Source organism: Sphingobium sp. D43FB (genome assembly GCF_002312805.1).
GTDB lineage: Bacteria > Pseudomonadota > Alphaproteobacteria > Sphingomonadales > Sphingomonadaceae > Sphingobium.
Genome location: NZ_NMUA01000048.1, coordinates 1 through 15,437 on the forward strand (window position 1 = coordinate 1; position 15,437 = coordinate 15,437).

General features: G+C 59.9%; 16 protein-coding genes, 3 pseudogenes and 1 other annotated feature. Of the genes and pseudogenes, 12 read left to right on the plus strand and 7 right to left on the minus strand.

The window, feature by feature from the left end; all coding sequences use genetic code 11:
* Positions 1-338: 338 nt before the first annotated feature.
* Positions 339-848: pseudogene (locus SxD43FB_RS21280) on the plus strand (integrase core domain-containing protein); the annotation flags it as partial.
* Here SxD43FB_RS21280 and SxD43FB_RS21285 read toward each other — a convergent pair.
* Positions 812-2,040, minus strand: a protein-coding gene (locus tag SxD43FB_RS21285; protein ID WP_096063876.1) for an IS3 family transposase whose coding sequence is annotated in 2 segments (ribosomal slippage) — positions 812-1,755 and positions 1,755-2,040 — 1,230 coding nt in all. Because the reading frame shifts where the segments join, the coding sequence is not laid out codon by codon here. The pseudogene SxD43FB_RS21280 and the gene SxD43FB_RS21285 overlap by 37 nt on opposite strands.
* Positions 1,645-1,759, minus strand: a sequence feature (AL1L pseudoknot). Its footprint overlaps the gene before it by 115 nt.
* A 92-nt stretch (positions 2,041-2,132) precedes the next feature.
* Entirely contained in the window at positions 2,133-2,384 is a 252-nt protein-coding gene (locus tag SxD43FB_RS25410; protein WP_162472458.1) for a hypothetical protein, read from the minus strand.
* A gap of 444 nt (positions 2,385-2,828) precedes the next feature.
* Here SxD43FB_RS25410 and SxD43FB_RS26125 point away from each other — a divergent pair, with 444 nt between their 5' ends.
* On the plus strand, positions 2,829-3,389 hold the full coding sequence (locus SxD43FB_RS26125) for a toprim domain-containing protein (RefSeq protein ID WP_255245846.1): 561 nt from the start codon (positions 2,829-2,831) through the stop codon (positions 3,387-3,389).
* Between the two features lie 57 nt (positions 3,390-3,446).
* On the opposite strand, the gene SxD43FB_RS21300 is transcribed toward SxD43FB_RS26125, so the two are convergent.
* Positions 3,447-3,722, minus strand: coding sequence for an HU family DNA-binding protein (locus SxD43FB_RS21300; RefSeq protein WP_043152326.1), 276 nt, complete (start codon positions 3,720-3,722; stop codon positions 3,447-3,449).
* A 149-nt stretch (positions 3,723-3,871) separates the two neighbouring features.
* On the opposite strand from SxD43FB_RS21300, the gene SxD43FB_RS21305 reads away from it, so the two are divergent.
* Positions 3,872-5,911, plus strand: a complete 2,040-nt coding sequence (locus SxD43FB_RS21305) for a ParB/RepB/Spo0J family partition protein (protein WP_096063879.1) — start codon at positions 3,872-3,874, stop codon at positions 5,909-5,911.
* Positions 5,912-6,019: 108 nt separating this feature from the next.
* Positions 6,020-6,277 carry a type II toxin-antitoxin system prevent-host-death family antitoxin gene (locus SxD43FB_RS21310; protein ID WP_096063880.1) on the plus strand — a complete coding sequence of 86 codons (258 nt, stop codon included), beginning with the start codon at positions 6,020-6,022 and terminating at the stop codon, positions 6,275-6,277.
* Between the two features lie 169 nt (positions 6,278-6,446).
* On the opposite strand, the gene SxD43FB_RS21315 is transcribed toward SxD43FB_RS21310, so the two are convergent.
* Positions 6,447-7,112, minus strand: coding sequence for a UPF0149 family protein (locus SxD43FB_RS21315; protein ID WP_043152331.1), 666 nt, complete (start codon positions 7,110-7,112; stop codon positions 6,447-6,449).
* Between the two features lie 286 nt (positions 7,113-7,398).
* Between SxD43FB_RS21315 and SxD43FB_RS21320 the strand changes: the two genes are divergently transcribed.
* Both SxD43FB_RS21320 and SxD43FB_RS21325 read left to right on the plus strand, forming a co-directional pair.
* Complete coding sequence (locus tag SxD43FB_RS21320) at positions 7,399-9,000, plus strand: hypothetical protein (RefSeq protein WP_096063881.1); 1,602 nt, start codon at positions 7,399-7,401, stop codon at positions 8,998-9,000.
* A 4-nt stretch (positions 9,001-9,004) separates the two neighbouring features.
* On the plus strand, positions 9,005-9,973 hold the full coding sequence (locus tag SxD43FB_RS21325) for a M28 family peptidase (RefSeq protein WP_096063882.1): 969 nt from the start codon (positions 9,005-9,007) through the stop codon (positions 9,971-9,973).
* Between the two features lie 143 nt (positions 9,974-10,116).
* Here SxD43FB_RS21325 and SxD43FB_RS21330 read toward each other — a convergent pair whose 3' ends face one another.
* Positions 10,117-11,016, minus strand: coding sequence for a MucR family transcriptional regulator (locus SxD43FB_RS21330; RefSeq protein WP_096063883.1), 900 nt, complete (start codon positions 11,014-11,016; stop codon positions 10,117-10,119).
* 187 nt (positions 11,017-11,203) lie between these two features.
* On the opposite strand from SxD43FB_RS21330, the gene SxD43FB_RS21335 reads away from it, so the two are divergent.
* The 5 genes and pseudogenes from SxD43FB_RS21335 to SxD43FB_RS24935 all read left to right on the plus strand — a co-directional run bounded on the left by SxD43FB_RS21335 (position 11,204) and on the right by SxD43FB_RS24935 (position 13,853).
* Entirely contained in the window at positions 11,204-11,689 is a 486-nt protein-coding gene (locus SxD43FB_RS21335) for a hypothetical protein (protein ID WP_096063884.1), read from the plus strand.
* Positions 11,682-12,344 carry a hypothetical protein gene (locus SxD43FB_RS21340; protein ID WP_096063885.1) on the plus strand — a complete coding sequence of 221 codons (663 nt, stop codon included), beginning with the start codon at positions 11,682-11,684 and terminating at the stop codon, positions 12,342-12,344. Before SxD43FB_RS21335 ends, SxD43FB_RS21340 begins: the two co-directional genes overlap by 8 nt.
* 44 nt (positions 12,345-12,388) lie before the next feature.
* A complete protein-coding gene (locus tag SxD43FB_RS21345; protein ID WP_096063886.1) occupies positions 12,389-13,087 on the plus strand; it encodes a hypothetical protein in 699 nt (232 codons plus the stop codon).
* Positions 13,088-13,140: 53 nt separating this feature from the next.
* Positions 13,141-13,479 (plus strand): annotated as a pseudogene (locus SxD43FB_RS26130) (SAM-dependent DNA methyltransferase); the annotation flags it as partial.
* A gap of 32 nt (positions 13,480-13,511) precedes the next feature.
* Positions 13,512-13,853, plus strand: a complete 342-nt coding sequence (locus SxD43FB_RS24935) for a hypothetical protein (RefSeq protein ID WP_141249581.1) — start codon at positions 13,512-13,514, stop codon at positions 13,851-13,853.
* Positions 13,854-13,904: 51 nt separating this feature from the next.
* Here the strand turns inward: SxD43FB_RS24935 and SxD43FB_RS21360 are convergent, their stop codons facing one another.
* Positions 13,905-14,456, minus strand: coding sequence for a hypothetical protein (locus tag SxD43FB_RS21360; RefSeq protein WP_037480206.1), 552 nt, complete (start codon positions 14,454-14,456; stop codon positions 13,905-13,907).
* On the minus strand, positions 14,446-14,721 hold the full coding sequence (locus tag SxD43FB_RS21365; protein ID WP_237748978.1) for a hypothetical protein: 276 nt from the start codon (positions 14,719-14,721) through the stop codon (positions 14,446-14,448). Before SxD43FB_RS21365 ends, SxD43FB_RS21360 begins: the two co-directional genes overlap by 11 nt.
* 181 nt (positions 14,722-14,902) lie before the next feature.
* Between SxD43FB_RS21365 and SxD43FB_RS21370 the strand changes: the two are divergent.
* Positions 14,903-15,437: pseudogene (locus tag SxD43FB_RS21370) on the plus strand (DUF932 domain-containing protein); the annotation flags it as partial.

Consider the following 15,437-nt stretch of genomic DNA (forward strand, 5'->3'; position numbering starts at 1 on the left):
GCGGGTGTGGCCCGTGGCATTTTCTGCCCTGCGGCAGGTTCGGCTTAGACACCCAGTTCCTAATTCAGATCAGAGGCTTACGCCACTCCCGCCAACCCTTCAGGACACTTTTGGTGAATAAGGCGGGTTAGGCGCGCGACTTGGCGGCGCAAACTTTTCGGAATCAGACGCCTTCCTCAACTGGCTGTACTGGAAAACCAAAAAAGCTAAGCCCTCATGATCAGCGTGCTGCATCCTCGCGACATGGAACAGCCGGTGGTGACCTTGGATGAGACGAATGGCTGGTTCCAGCACAAGCGGCCGCTCACATTACGGCTAGTGAAGGTCGTGAGTTGGTCGATTGCTGCCGGGAGAACCTGTGGCTGGTCGGAGATAGCAGCATCTCGGGTGCCCAAGTGGCGCGCGAACTCGATACGCTGGTACGGCTCTATGGCAAATCGGCTTGCATTGTCAGCGATAGCGGAACCGAGTTCGTCAGTCGGGCGCCCCTAGAATGGGCTGGCAAGAAAAAGGTCGAGTGGCATATCATCGACCCGGGCAAACCTCAGCAGAATGGGTTCATCGGTCCTTCAACGGCTCGCTGCACGACGAACTGCTCAACGAGGAGTTGTTTGAGAGCCTGGCCGATGCGCGCCGGAAGCTGGCCATCTAGCGCTATGATTACAACAATGTCCGGCCCCACTCGTCGTTGGGAAATCGGACGCCTGCACAAACGCGTCGGGCGTTCGAGCAAGACGAGAGCATCACTCCCGACGCGCTTGTACACGCGCAGTGAAGCGTCCCGGGTTTTCCGGAGGCAGTTTCATTTGGGTCATGCAACCATATCGAGGGTCTCTCGGGCTGCATAGTAGTTCGCTTCGGCCTCGGCGGGTGGGATATGCCCGATAGGGCCGAACAGGCGGTGATTGTTGAACCAATCGACCCAGCGCAGGGTTGCCATTTCGACGGCTGATACGCTCGGCCAGGATCGCTGCCGCCAGATCACTTCTGCTTTGTAGAGGCCGTTGATCGTCTCGGCCAAGGCATTGTCATAGCTGTCGCCGACGCTGCCCACCGACGGGACGAGGTTGGCCTCTGCCAGGCGCTGGGTGTAGTTCATGGCAAGGTATTGGGTTCCCCTATCACTGTGATGGATCAGCCCGTCCTCGGCACTTGGCCTGCGGGCATGGATCGCCTGCTCCAGTGCATCGAGCACGAAGCCCGCCGTGGCGCTGGTGCTGACCTTCCAGCCCACGATCCGCCGAGCGTAGGCATCGATCACGAAGGCGACGTAGACGAACCCCGCCCAGGTATGGACGTAGGTAAAATCGACCACCCACAGAGCGTTCGGCCGGCTGACGCGGAACTCGCGGTTGACCTTGTCCAGCGGGCACGGGGCCTTCGGGTTGCTGACGGTGGTGACCGTCGTCTTGCCCCGCCGCACGCCTGCCAGGCCCATGGTGCGCATCAGCCGCTCCACGGTGCACTTGGCGACTGCCACCCCTTCGCGGCGCAGCTGATGCCAGACCTTGCGCGTACCGTAGAGACCGAAGCTGGCATCGTGAACACGCTTGATGGCCTCGCGCAACTCGTCGTCGCGGCGGGCACGGGCCGGACGCCTGCCGGGATCGGCAAGTCGGGCAGCATGCTCGTGATAGGAGGACGGGGCGATCGCCAGTTCCCGGCAGATCGGCTCGATACCCAGATCCTCGCGGTGCGCGTCGATAAACGACATCACCATTTGCCGTGGCGGTCGAGCTCCGCCTGAGCAAAATATGCCGAGGCCTTGCGCAGGATCTCGTTGGCCCGGCGCAGTTCCTTCACCTCGCGTTCCAGCGCCTTGACCCGATCCCGATCGCTGGCGGTCTGCGCCGCTGGTCCCGCTCGTCGGCTCGCCTCCTCGCGACACCAGCGGCGTAGCGTCTCCGTCGTGCAGCCAACCTTGGCGGCAATCGAACTCATCGCCGCCCACTCCGAGGGGTAATCCCCTCGGTGCTCCTCCACCATACGCACCGCGCGGTCGCGAAACTCAGGTGAAAACTTGTTCCTTGTAGCGCTCATCGTGGCTCCTTCTCACAAATAGGAGCCTCCGGAAAACCCGGGACGCTTCACAGGGGCCATCGTGTTTAACGGGGGGCAGGTCATCTGGGTACTCATTCAAGCAGCGGTGTCGCAAGACTATGCATCATCTTGGCCATTTTTGCCCGCGTCCGGCCCGACAACCTGATGAAACTTCGCCTGCGATCAGGAGAATGGAGAATGCGATCAAGTAGATCATCACCCAACATTTCGATGGTCCTGCGATAGACACCCGCTGGTCTCGGATCGGCGGAATTGGGAAAAAATTGCCTCAGTACTTCATCCAAATTCCACTGCTCGATTATGAAAAGATCGAACAGCATCATCCAGTCAGACTCCTGATAACGCTCGAGACCCAATCAATTCGGAAGTCCGCCTGGTTCTCAAGTGCAAAAAGATCGATCGCACCGGAGGGGAGGCTGAGAGGGAAGATGAACCTATGCGAGACTATAACAATGAAATCTTTAAAACTTGAATTCGAGGGCGAAGCACTTTGCCGAAAGCTAGGCGGAACATGGCAAATGGATCGCGGTCTATGCCTGTGTCCGGCCCATGACGACCATAATCCCAGCCTGTCTATCCGTGTTGGTAGAAGCGCGCTGCTGTTCAAATGCTTTGCCGGTTGCGACACGAGAGACGTCCTGCGAGCAATCCGGCATTTACGCCTGCCCCATTCGGAGCAACACATTTCCGATTTGTCGCGCAACGTGCCCTCGCCTCACGCGGGTGCAGGGCCAGCCCTACGCATATGGAACGCATCCACATCCCTCGTGGGAACGCCCGCGCAAAGCTACCTGTCTGGGCGCCTGCTCACGCCGCCCTGGCATGATCTGCGCTATAATCCACGCACGCCGCTGGGAGGAGGCAGCCGCGCGCTGTTCCGGCCCGCCATGATTGCAGCCGTGCGGGAGAGACGACGGCTCGTCGCCATCCACCGCACCTTCCTTGATGCCGCAACTGCCACCAAAGCAAAGGATCTTGCCGATCCCCGCATGATGCTCGGACGTCCGGGGCGCGGCGCGGTACAACTCATGCCTCCCACTTCGGTGCTCGGCCTCGCCGAAGGCATCGAGACCGCGCTGGCGGCGATGCAACTGCACAAGATCCCGGTATGGGCGATCCTCGGGACAGAACGGGCCGGCCATATCCTGCTACCCGACAGTCTCGAACGCCTCGTTCTGCTGTTCGACCGGGATGAGGCTGGATGGAAAGCCAACAAAAATGCGAGCCTCGCCTATGAGCGTCCTGGCCTTGAGATCATCAGCGCGTGGCCGCCGCCGCCCAATAATGATTGGGCGGATGTGCTGGAAGGGCAGTCACGCGCTGCCTGATTACCATGATGCGGCTCCGCTGCCCTGCACCTGTTGGCAGCAGAGCAGCGATATAGGTCAGCCGTTAAGACGGTCCTTGATCACCTTGGCGGGGGTGAACGTCAGCTTCTTCGACGCCTTGATGGCGATGGTTTCGCCGGTGGCCGGATTGCGGCCCTCGCGCGCTGCAACGTCCTTGACCTTGAACTTGCCGAACCCGTTCAGCGAAATCTCGTCGCCTTTGGCCGCCGCGTCGGCAATGACCCCAAACAGGGCGTCAACGAGTTTGCGTGCGTCAGCCTTGGTCAGTCCATGATCGGCGCTGAGCGCTTCAGCCAGCTCGGAATTGTTCATAAAACGTCCTCCTGAAATTGTGCAGCTGCCGTGTCTAGCGTCACGGCACTGTGCCGTCACGCCTCAAAACGGCGCAAACGAAAGGAGAGGGGGAAGGAAGCGAATGCGCGGTTCGATGTGCGGGCCGCAGCTTTTGCGGAGTTTGTTGCATGACCAAGCCATCCATCCTCGTCCCGGCAACCCATCTCACCAAGTCGCCCGTCAATGTGCGCAAGCGGACCGATCCGCGCGCTGACGCTGAACTCGAAGCCAGCATCGCCGGGCATGGACTTATCCAGAATCTCGTCGGCGTGCCGGTCTCCCGTAAGAAAGGTCATTATCGGATCACTGCCGGTGGCCGCCGCCTCGATGCGATCCATCGCCTGATCGAGAAGGGAACGCTGCCTGCCGATTATGAGGTCCCCGTCCTTGTTCTTGCCAAAGCGAAGGACGGCCGCGAAATCAGCCTTGCTGAAAATTATGACCGGCTGCAGATGTCGCCTGCCGAAGATTGTCTGGCATTTCGCGATCTGATCGAGGTCGAGGGCCGCAGCACGGCGGAGATCGCCAAGCGCTTTGGCATCGAGGAACGCTTTGTTGTCGGGCGCCTGCGTCTCGCGAACCTCGCCCAGCCGATCTTCGATGCGCTCGAGGCTGACGAAATCACGCTCGACGTGGCCAAGGCCTATGCGACGACCGCGGACACCGCCCGTCAGACGGCGATCTGGGAGACGTTGCGAGGCAGCTATTCCCGCGACAATGTGAATGAAATCCGGCGGGCGCTCAATGGCTACAGCTATCGCGCAACCGATCCCAAGGCCCTGCTGGTCGGGCGGGATTCCTATATCGCGGCAGGTGGCCGTGTAGAGGACGCGGACCTGTTCTCCACTGCAGCGGACGAGCGCTGGATCGACACCCATATTCTCGATGATCTGGCGGAGACGAAACTCGCCGCGCACGCCGAGGCACTCCGCGAGCGTGAAGGCCTGGGGGAAGTACGCATCGTCACCGGCGCGCGAATCCCCTATATGGAGACCTATGCGATGCAACCGCTGACCGGCGTCGCCGAACCGCTCACGCAGGCGCAGGAAGCGCGTAAACTGGAGATTGAGGAGGAGATTGCCGAGATCGAACTGCTCGCCGAAAACGAGGCCTATGAGCCGGAAGAGGATGAGGAACAGCGCTATGCTGCCCTCCAGGCGGAACTCACGGCGATCGTAGAGCGCGAGGTTGTGATCGATCCTGAGCAGAAAGCGACCGCTCTAGGCTATGTGGTGCTCGGCCAAGACGGCACACCGCAAATCCATCATCAACTCTATATCGCGCCGGCGTCTGACGAGGAGAGCGGCGAGGCCGATGATGAAGGCGACGAGGGCGACGATAATGCCAGCGTTGAAACGCAGGAGAACGATGCTGCCGAAAACGCTCGCCCGGTGATGAGCCTGCGCCTTCGCGAAATGCTGGCGATGATGAAGACTGAGCTTCTTGCGGTCCACGTCGCCAGTGATCCCGCGTTCGCGTTAGATCTCGGCACCTTCATCATGGTCGATCGTGAATCCCGCCTGGCGGCCTTCGACATGCCGAGCGATCTGCGGGCTTCGGTGCCTTCCCGTCTCTTGCCCGATTTCAAGCCGGAAACAGCGGCGGCGGGTGAATGGACGAAGCTTGACGGGGCGCTTGATCGGAGCTGGCTCCACCACCCGGCAGTTCCAGATCGTTACGACGCCTTCTGCGCGCTGCCAGACGATGCACGAGCGGCCTGGCTCGGATGGGTGATCGCACGCACGCTTCATGCCGTTCCTGCCGGACAACGCGAGGCAGGCTTTCTCGATCATCTGGGGCGGAAGCTCGGGATCGATGTCGCTGCCTGGTGGCGGCCGACGGCGCTCACCTATTTCGACAAGCTGACCAAGCCTGGCATCCTCGCTTTGTTCGAGGAGATTGGCGGACTGGAGTTGCGGGTACGCTATTCCGGGTCGAAGAAGCACGATCTGGCCGCCTCGGCCGAGCGGTTGTTCGGTGGCGATGTCATCATCGAGCCCGAACTCCAGGAACGGGCGCTCGCCTGGCTGCCCGAGGAAATGCGGTTCGCCGCCCCCGAAAGCGGCGACGAGCTGACCTCGCCCGACAATAGCGACCACGACCTGGCGGACATGGTGAACAAGGAAGGTGGCAACGAAGGCGACCAAAGCTTCGCGCAAGCCGCCTGAACATGGCCGGGGGCACGGCTTAGTCCCCGCCCCCGGTTTCGGCCTTGGATGTAACTGTGCAACTGTCTAAAATGAGCCGCTGCCCTTAATCGCCAGGAATAATGGCCTATGCATATTTCCATACCTGATGCGGCAGGCCAACTCATCGACCTTGTTCGGCGCTCGGAAGCAGGGGAAGAAATCATCCTGACCCGTGAGGGGCACGCTGCTGTCCGTCTTGTTCCGGTCAATATGCCTACTGACAGGGCCAGCCGCCGCGTTTGGCTGGAAGAGGTGCGCTTGGCCGCCACAGCCAAGACGACAACTGGCCCCGAAGCGGCACGTAGCCAGGACTTTCTTTATGGCAATGAGGGCATGCCCGGATGATTGCGGTCGGCACGTGAAAGAGCGAACGTGTCTGCTGCTTTTGTCGGAGACGATTTCAGCCGGGGCGGATGTCGATCGCCGTTTAACTTCATCGGGTTGACGGGTTTGGAAGCGCGCAGAGGAAGACCCAGCTGACGGTCATGCCGCGCCCGCAGTTGTCCGCGATCATTTAATTCAGACCGCAGCATTTCTTATACTTGGCGCCTGACCCGCAGGGACATGGATCGTTACGCCCTGTCTTTTCGCGCTTGATGGTGACCGGTCGGTAGGGGTCATTTTCAATTCGCCACTGGTGCAGCATCTCGACCCAAATCGGGATCAGGTCAGGTGCTTCCCGATCCCATTGGTCTTCCGCAGTGAGAGTCAACTTTTTCGTCCCATCGGCAAACGAGCGAAGTTCGCGAATACCCTCTATCGCGGCGCGGCAACCGGGATCATCGTCATTGAGGACACGCTGCCAGCCCGAAGGGGCAAGATCCATCGCCTGTCCGAAACCCTCGATCCACATCTCCCACAATGTCTCGTCCGACCGTGTGTCGATCTCCAGCACGGGTTCGAAGCTGCCCGGCTGACCCAGGCAGGCCAGGATGACATGATAATGGTGCATGACGAGGTCTGTGAAATGCTGGAAACCGCCCAGGTTGGTGAAATCCAGCATGCCCGTGCCGTCTTCGCCGACCCAGATCATCTTCAGCCATTGGCTTGGTGCAAGCAGGTCGGGACTGACAAGTATCCCTGTGAGGAAACCGTCCAGCTGCGACAGCAGCATGCAATCCTCGCCTTGATCAAGCAGCAGCCGATCGAGTTCGCCGAGATAGTCGAGTGGAATAGCCATGCTCTTCCATAGCCTCGAGCCGATCCCCCGTCACCGGGTCTGATCTATCCTTCCTGCAAAGTCAGGGGACGGAATGAAGGAGAGCGGGAAAAGGAGAGCCGGATCGGGCTGGATCCTCCCGCGGCGTAGCGCCCCCTGGAAAATTCCGGCTTATCCATTTGAGACGAACCGAGGTTTGGCCGTCGGCACTATAGTCGACGTGCAGCCGCTCCCTCGCTGAGCCCCGCAATCCTAGCCCAACAATCCAGCCCGTGCCCGCTGCACCCGGCTGCGTGGAGTCACGTCCATGGCACAATTCCAAATCCTGTCTCCCTATTCGGCTTCCGATTGGCGGCCGGTAACGATCGAATTCAACTATGCACCACATGGCGATCAGCAATATGTGTGGTCGAGCTTTGAAGATGCGCAAGCCGCCCTGCAGCGGCTTGTTGAGCGCGCGCCTGATGTCGGGTTCCGTGTCGCGCTTGTCGGCGCGGAGATTGGCGACCTCGACTGGCAGATTCGCGAGAAGCTCCGCTTTGCCGACGGTACGTATCAACCGACACCCTGGCACGACGAACCTTGGTACCAGTCGAAGCATGAGGCGCATTTTTGCCATGTCTCAATGGAGCAGGCGGGTAAAATCGCATTCACCGAAAATGCCGCAAAAGGGGCAATGGATCGCCAACTGGTGATGTCGCCGGGTCGCTACCTTAACCGCTTCTTCTGCGAGCATCTGGACAACAACGCGATAGAAGGCTGGTGCGCCAGATTGTCCGTCCAATTGCATGAGGACACGCTCAAGATAACCCAGGACGCAGACGAGATCGAAGACGTCTATGTCGGCGGCCCCAGCAGCTGCATGGCGCATACGGCGTGCGGCTTTGATAGCTCATGTCATCCGACACGCGTTTATGCCGGGCCGGACACAGCTCTCGCTTATATTGGATCGCGCGAGGACGCCAAAGCCCGCAGCGTCATTTGGCCAAGCCGTAAAATCTACACCAGAATCTATGGAGATGTCTCCCGTCTGACGCTATTGCTTGAGGGCGCCGGCTACACCGAAGGCAGCCTGAACGGCGCTCGCATCCGACGCATCGAGGATGATGACCATTTTGTCGTTCCGTATATCGACGCAGGTGGCGACCTTGCCGATGATGGCGAATATCTCGTTATCGGCCACGGTAGTATCTCCTGTGAGAGTACGACCGGGCTGGCAAACGACCCTTGGTATTGTCCGCATTGCGACAGTGACGGCAGTCCCTATGATTCAGTATATCTCAGTGGCGGTGGATATGAGGAATGGTGCTACAGTTGCTTCCACAACCACAGTAGCTTCTGTGAGCATAACGAGTGCCACTATAGTGACGACGAAAACTTCATCACCGTCTATGCGGACGACAGTTCGCATAGCATAATTGAAGAAGATGCAGTGGCGTTCGGCGCCGTCTATCTCGAAGATCGCTGCCAATGGTGGATCAGCCGTTGCTGCCGCCAATGCGATGGCTCCGGCGGTTGGTTCCACATGGAGGACCTCACCGAATATCATGGCGAATGGCTGTCCGACGACCATCTCCCCGAGCCGTTTGACGATGACGATACCTCTTGCGCCAATGCGCATATCCTTGCTTACCGCCAGTTCCACGATGAAATGGCGGCGATCCATGCGGACGTCGCCAAGTGGCAGGCCGCTGGCGAGCGCGCCCGAGCCGCAAGGCTAGAGCGTGAGCGAGACGAGGCAGAGCGCCTTCGTCGCGAAGCGCTCCGGCATGATGTCGATAAGCCGCACGATGGTTCATGCTCACCGGGCGAGAACCACCTGTCGCCTGGCATTCCCGGAAGCCGCTTTCCCGCCATCGCGATGACAGCGCCGCTATCGAGCGCCGCCGCTTCCCAAGCAGGAGCCTGATCCCATGACCTATCATCATGTTGCAGGCCGGACCGGCCTGCTCGAAATCCTGTCTTGGGCACGTCCTCATAACAGCCCCGTCGAACGCGCCTTCTGCCAGGAATATCTCGATCGGATTCCTGGTATGAAGGCCGATGCCTTCGGCAACCGGATACTGACCATCGGGGATAGACCTCGGGTGATGTGGAGTTCTCATGTCGATACTGTCGCTGCACGCGGCGGACAGCAGGACGTAGGCATTGATGAACTCGATATCGCCAGCTTGTGTAAGGGCAAGGCCGGCATGTCGCTCGGTGCCGACGATGGGGCCGGGATATGGATCATGCTCAACATGATCGCGGCAGGCCGCCCCGGCCTTTACCTGTTCCATCGCGGCGAAGAGCAAGGCTGCCTCGGATCGCACTGGATTGCGCGCAATACGCCGGATCTGCTGAAGGATATCGACGCAGCAATCGCTTTCGACCGTGCCGGCCTCAGCGACGTCATCACCCATCAGAGCTACGGGCGAACATGCTCGGACGCTTTTGCTGCTAGATTGGCGTCCGCTCTCAATGACCTTAATCCAGGCTTCCGCTATCGGCCTGACGATACGGGGGTCTATACTGACACCAACGAATATGCCGGCATTGTCCCTGAATGCACCAACCTGTCGGTCGGCTATCATGGCCAGCATGGGCCGAGGGAAACGCTTAACGTCGACCATTGCGAGAAGCTGCTCGCCGCCATGTTGCAACTCGACGCTTCCCTGTTGGTGATCGAGCGCGATCCTTCGCTACAGGACGATGATCGCTGGGGTTGGCACGAAACGTATCGCGGCCAAGCTGGCGACCTCGCGGACGCGGTGGCGGAAAATCCGCACTTGGCCGCCCGGATGCTGGAGGATTGCGGCGTTACGCTGGACGACTTCCGGATAATTGCTTGGGAGGAAGAGATGAACGATGAAACAGGCTATCGCCCGCTCATGGCATCATGATGTCTGACGCTGGCTGGCAGAATATCCCGAAGAACAATCATGGCATCGCATGTGTGATCAGATTTGCCTTACTGCTGTTGAGGCGCTGCTTGATCATCGAACAGACGAGGTGCGGCTTGTTATGGCGCACCTCGTCCAGGATATCACTCCGTCGACGCTGGTGCTGCTACCTTAGCAGCGCCTTTGTCCTCCGCAGATGCGCGTTGCCTTGCGGCTTTCGGCTTAGCGGCTGCCGCAGCCTTTGGCGTCGCGGCCTTTCCAGTTGTCTCTTTCCCGGTAGCTGGCTTGGCGGGTTTGGCCTTTGCAGGCTCTGATACTGCGGGTTCCAACGGCTCTTTCAGGGCCGCTGTCGTGGCCTTCGCAGTTCGCGGTGTCGTTTGTACGCCCAGCTTCTTCCTGGCAGGCTTTATTGTCGCGGCCTCCGCTTTTGCAGGCACAGTCGAAGGTTCTGGCTTAGGTTCGGACGATACGATTTCGGCCTGTTCGCTGGGTTTGGCAGCGGCCGCCTTGCCGCGGCCGCGCTTGGGCTTAGCTTCCGTCGAAACTGCCGGCGCGGTTTCGACAACCGGCGCGGCTTCGACAACCGGTGTCGCCTCAACTACGGGTGATGCTTCCACCACCGGAGCAGCATCCTGTGCTTTCACGACAACCCGCCGTCCAAGGCCGAGCTTTTGCGCGACGATGCGCCGCTGTTCCGAATAGGCAGGCGCGACCATGGGATAATCCTTGGGAAGATTATAGCGCTCGCGATATTCGGCGGGTGTCAGCCCGTTGACTGCCAGATGCCGCTTGAGGGTCTTGTACGGTTTTCCATCAAGCATGCTGATGATGTGCTCGCGTGAACCAAGGCTCTTGCGGATCGATACAGCAGGAACATGATCGGGGGCCGCTGGCACTTCCACCTCGGTCTTCCGTTCGAGCGCGCCGCGGGTCGCTTCGATGATGCCGGCGATGTCGCCGGCTGGAACCTGATTGTTGGAGAAATAGGCGCTCAGTAACTGCACCGTCATTGCGGTGAAATCAGACTGTTCGGTATCGGCCACGAAAGGACTCCTGGTTGAGGAATGAATGGAGGATGCCGGTTTTCGCCGGACTGGAACTGCGCTGTAGCTAAACGGGAAACCACAGCTCATGCAAGGCAGGAATGAGTAACGGTCATACGGTCCAGGAAAGGGGAGGGGGTGAGAAGGGGGAGACCGACTGGAGTCCAGTAACTACGAAAGGCATGTCATGGCCGACCGTGTATCCGCGCATATCATGATAGGCGGTGTGCGTCCCCGTCCGCAATATTCGGTTCTCGTTCAGGCGATCGGCAACGACAATGCGGCTGTGGATTGGGACGGAGCGCCCTTCGATCCCGCCTATCTTCCTGTAAATGATCCTCTCACCTTGATGGATCACGAAGTGGCCAATGGATGCTTCGGGAGAATTGAAGAAAGCTGTCGACGTCTTGGCCTTCATTATGTCCGATGGTCGGGCGGATATGCAGGAACCTTCCCCTCTGTCCGCGTCATTTACAGGGGCCATGGCGAACCGCGACACTATCTGACGACCGAAGATGACCAGCAGCTCTTCTCGATCGAACGCATTCGGGAATTGGGAGGCATCGCGGCAATCGAAACTGACTACCAGCTTGCGCGCCAGAACCCGCCGCCGCTGGTGCTCGTCGATGAAGAACCGAACGATGAAGCAATGATGGAGCTGGTGCATGGCTGACCATTATGTTCAAGCTTCCTTCGCGTTTACCTGCACGGCCGGTGAAGGCGCGCTGATCGAGGAGGCGTGGCAGCACGCGTCCGACCTGTTGGGTGATTTTGCCCCGGGGGAACCGAGCGCTGAGTTCCTCGCCGCCTTCATGCCGACCGATCTCGCCAATCCGTTCAACGGCCTGCTCGAAATCTTCGATGATCCCGACTTCCCGCATTTCGGGGCTGAGATCGAGATTGCGGGTGCAGCCGAGTGCATTGTCGCCATTTATGGCACGACCGACTTCCAACCAGGTCCGATTGCTGAACTCATCCGACGCTGTTGCCAGGAGAGCTTGCAGACCGCGCCTGTCGGGTTCGACTGGAGCTATGGCTGTTCGCGCCCACGTCGCGACGCCTTTGGCGGAGGATGGTGCGCGATATTTGCCGATCATGTCGAATTTGCGAGCACCCAGGAAGAGCTGGCGCGCCGTTTGATCCGATCTGCAGTGGCGCCACCGGTGGAACCGCCTGATCCATGGATCGACTATCCACAATATCCCTCGGTCGATTGGCAGGCCGAGGTCGCCAACGGTGACACGCGTCTTGGCTATCTCGACTGGGCTCTTGCCCGAAATGAAGCAGACCACAGCGAGCCTCCCTTAATGGAAGTGCCGCCGGCCTGACGCACTCGCCCCTCCAAATCTGATCGAACCATAAGGATGACATCATGACCGACGCTAACGCGCCGGGCGCGTCCGCGCGCCTGTATAGCCAGACCGACCATGACGAACGCGGCAATTTCCATTATGAAGGCGATCTCTACCGCGCCGGCGAAGCGTTGCCATCGCTCGCCTCCCGGATCGAACGCCATGTCGTACAGCATTTTACTGGCACCGGCTTTGCGATCCGCACCGAGACCTTTGCGGGCGGACGCAAGGTCATCGCGGAAATCCTCGATACCCCGGACGACCTCACCGGCCGTGAAGCGCAGGATGCCTTCATCGTCGAGGTGCGCGATCAGATGGAACGGTTCGGGTTCACGCGGACCAATCCGTTGCAGGATTTCTGGTCATGCAGTTTCTACAGCGAGGCGCGTATCGGCCAGGCCTATTGGGCGGCATTGGCAAAACGTCAGGGTATCCGCAATCCCGTCGATACGGTCCTGTCATTAGCGGCATTCAAGAAGCGTGTAAAAGCCGGTGATCGGCTGAAGCTTCTGGACGCACCGTCTGGTCATCGACTTCTTGGAACGACCCGCGACATCACCGAAGTGCGCTCGGGCGACCTGATCCTCGAAGGTCGTTCCTACCTGTCCTTTCCCAGGGCCTCCGCCTTCGCCTGCGACGGCCGCCTGATCCGGATCGCCATCGGTTCGCAATATGGTCCTGACGATCATCTTCTCTACGAATGGCTAAGGGCTTCCTGAGCGCCATTTCCTATGGTGATCGCGCTTGCCGAGGCCATGCGCGATATCGGGCTAATTATCAGCGGCACCTTCATGTGACAGCGATCGATATCGATCCGCGTGCGATCCACATGGCCTATATCCAGTTTTCATTTCTTCATATTCCAGCCCATCTCATGGTCGGAAACGCCTTGTCGGGCGAGATACAGGACCATTGGTTCGCCCCGGCGCATATATTGGGGGGATGGACCGCTCGGTTCGCCCTTCGCCAACGTCGTGAACCCGTGGCTGAGACCGCCCAACGCGCGACCATCGCGACCGGCCCGACATCACCATCGCAAGGCGCCGTTCCGCCATCGCACGAGCCAGGGGCATCGCAGCGATCGATGCCGCGACAGTTGAGCCTATTCTGACATTCTCGCGCCTCACATCATAGGAGATTGGCATGTCCCGACATGTCCATATCGACGCTCTGGGCCGGATTCCGTCTGGCACAGCAATCATAACTTTGGCCATCTGCGGACCGCGCGGCGGATTACGCGCCGTCGAGGATATTTCGATCGATGAAGCCGAGAAAATGGTGACGCAACTTCAGGCTGCGGTCGCTCATGCTCGAGCCGGGGCCGCCATCGCTCCAGTCGATCGCTTCATGCAGGACGTCATCGACCGGCTCGCCGATCAGGGGCTCGCGCTCGATCCTTCCTTCCGTACATGGTGTGCCGACAATCATGGCCTGCTCAGTCCACGACAGGCGGCTGAACGCTGGTGCTGCTGGCATGTTGCCTGACCGATCCTGCCCGTCGAGATGATGGTCGGTTTCCCGTGCCTATGTGACGGGTCAATACAGGATGACGCCCGTCCCCGGAATGATCTGATCGAAAAAATCGAAATCGCGCCGGTTGCCGGTCAGCAGGTCACAGCCGGTCGCCGCAGCCTGCAGAAACAGCAGGGCATCGTTGAGCAGGGCGATCGAATGGGGTTGGCCGCAAAGCCGTGTGACCATGCCTGCCAGCATACCGGCCTCTCCGAACATGCGGGAGGAGGGGGCGCTCAGACGATGCTCCGGGATATCGTCGATTGTCCGTCCCAGGGTCTTGAGCACCGACGCCGTGCGCTTGTCGGCAGGATCGAGCGCGCCCATCAGGTGGGTCATTTCGGCAAGCGCCACGCAGGAATGATTGACGATCCGGTTTTCCAGCAAACAATCTACTTCAACCGGTGTCTTGCCCTGAAGCACATCAATATAGACGCACGTGTCGAGCAGAAGCTCGCGGCCTATGACAGCTGCCTTGTGAACAAGCGGCAATGCCTCTTCGGGTCGTCGCGACAGCCTGGCACCAGATCGCTGCGGCCTGATCCGGCGCAACGAGGCCTTGCGATCAAATCCCAAGCGCAATATCCGCAGGGATCGTGCCCTTTCGGCGCACTAGCCTGGCTCCAAAATCATCCTCAAGCGCCACTTTGGCGAGCGCATATTCGACAAGATCGGTGGTCGAGGCGATGCCGCTGCGCATCTTGGCGCGATCGATGAGTTCGCGTGGCACGCGGGCGCCGACCGCGCTGTTCGTGCCCGACAGTAAACCCGCCGCCTTGGCAGCGGCCACGACCGCTTCATGTCGCTGAGACAGATGATCCTCATGCTTCGTCGCCATCATGGCCTCCTTTCGTTGAACATATACGCCAATTTGTAAAACATACAAGCCGCCGTCGTACCTGCTGCCGCCGGTCGGGGTCTCGTGAACCCAATATCGCGGTGCGCGAAAGGGAAGGGAGGGGCGGGGATGTGACAGGGGCGGTGAAGCACCTGTCGCTTTGCATCTCAAGGAGACGATTTCCATGGCGATCCTTGCCCCCATGAACGAAAGCCCCCGCGTTACGGCGCCCTATCGGATCGATGTCTCGCGCGGACGCATGAGCAGCCGCGTATCGTCCGAGTGGTTCTCCCGTCCGGACGATGAGAAATATCTCTCGTTGACCAGTCTCTATGATGCCGTGCGCGGCCGCGCGGACCGTGCGACCACGCGTATCGTTGAAAGCCGCTCGATCCGGGTCGAGGCGAAAAGCGACAATCCAGAGCGGCTGATGCTGGTGGCGCCGGGCGATGATCGACCGCTTGCACCCACTAACTGGTCCTTTGGCCAGGTAGCAAGTCTCGTCGGTGCCCCGGCCTCTTATCTGCGCCAGCTGCCTGCCGCGCTTGCCGGCATCAACCTGCAGCATGGGTTGATCAACCACCGGGGCGAGCAGGTTAAACTGCTCCAGACCGAGAATGGTCGCACCGAATTGCGGGCGGCGACCGGGTCGGAATATGGCAGGATCTTCGACTGGGAACTGGTCCAGGCGGTGATGGCCTTTGCCGGCGATGGCGTCG

Bases quoted from the DNA above. Each gene is read 5' to 3' on its own strand.
- SxD43FB_RS21300 (WP_043152326.1), bottom strand. From the start codon at position 3,722: ATGAACAATTCCGAGCTGGCTGAAGCGCTCAGCGCCGATCATGGACTG.
- SxD43FB_RS21365 (WP_237748978.1), bottom strand. From the start codon at position 14,721: ATGATGGCGACGAAGCATGAGGATCATCTGTCTCAGCGACATGAAGCG.
- SxD43FB_RS21305 (WP_096063879.1), top strand. From the start codon at position 3,872: ATGACCAAGCCATCCATCCTCGTCCCGGCAACCCATCTCACCAAGTCG.
- SxD43FB_RS24935 (WP_141249581.1), top strand. From the start codon at position 13,512: ATGTCCCGACATGTCCATATCGACGCTCTGGGCCGGATTCCGTCTGGC.
- SxD43FB_RS21315 (WP_043152331.1), bottom strand. From the start codon at position 7,112: ATGGCTATTCCACTCGACTATCTCGGCGAACTCGATCGGCTGCTGCTT.
- SxD43FB_RS21325 (WP_096063882.1), top strand. From the start codon at position 9,005: ATGACCTATCATCATGTTGCAGGCCGGACCGGCCTGCTCGAAATCCTG.
- SxD43FB_RS21320 (WP_096063881.1), top strand. From the start codon at position 7,399: ATGGCACAATTCCAAATCCTGTCTCCCTATTCGGCTTCCGATTGGCGG.
- SxD43FB_RS21310 (WP_096063880.1), top strand. From the start codon at position 6,020: ATGCATATTTCCATACCTGATGCGGCAGGCCAACTCATCGACCTTGTT.
- SxD43FB_RS21345 (WP_096063886.1), top strand. From the start codon at position 12,389: ATGACCGACGCTAACGCGCCGGGCGCGTCCGCGCGCCTGTATAGCCAG.
- SxD43FB_RS21340 (WP_096063885.1), top strand. From the start codon at position 11,682: ATGGCTGACCATTATGTTCAAGCTTCCTTCGCGTTTACCTGCACGGCC.
- SxD43FB_RS21335 (WP_096063884.1), top strand. From the start codon at position 11,204: ATGGCCGACCGTGTATCCGCGCATATCATGATAGGCGGTGTGCGTCCC.
- SxD43FB_RS25410 (WP_162472458.1), bottom strand. From the start codon at position 2,384: ATGATGCTGTTCGATCTTTTCATAATCGAGCAGTGGAATTTGGATGAA.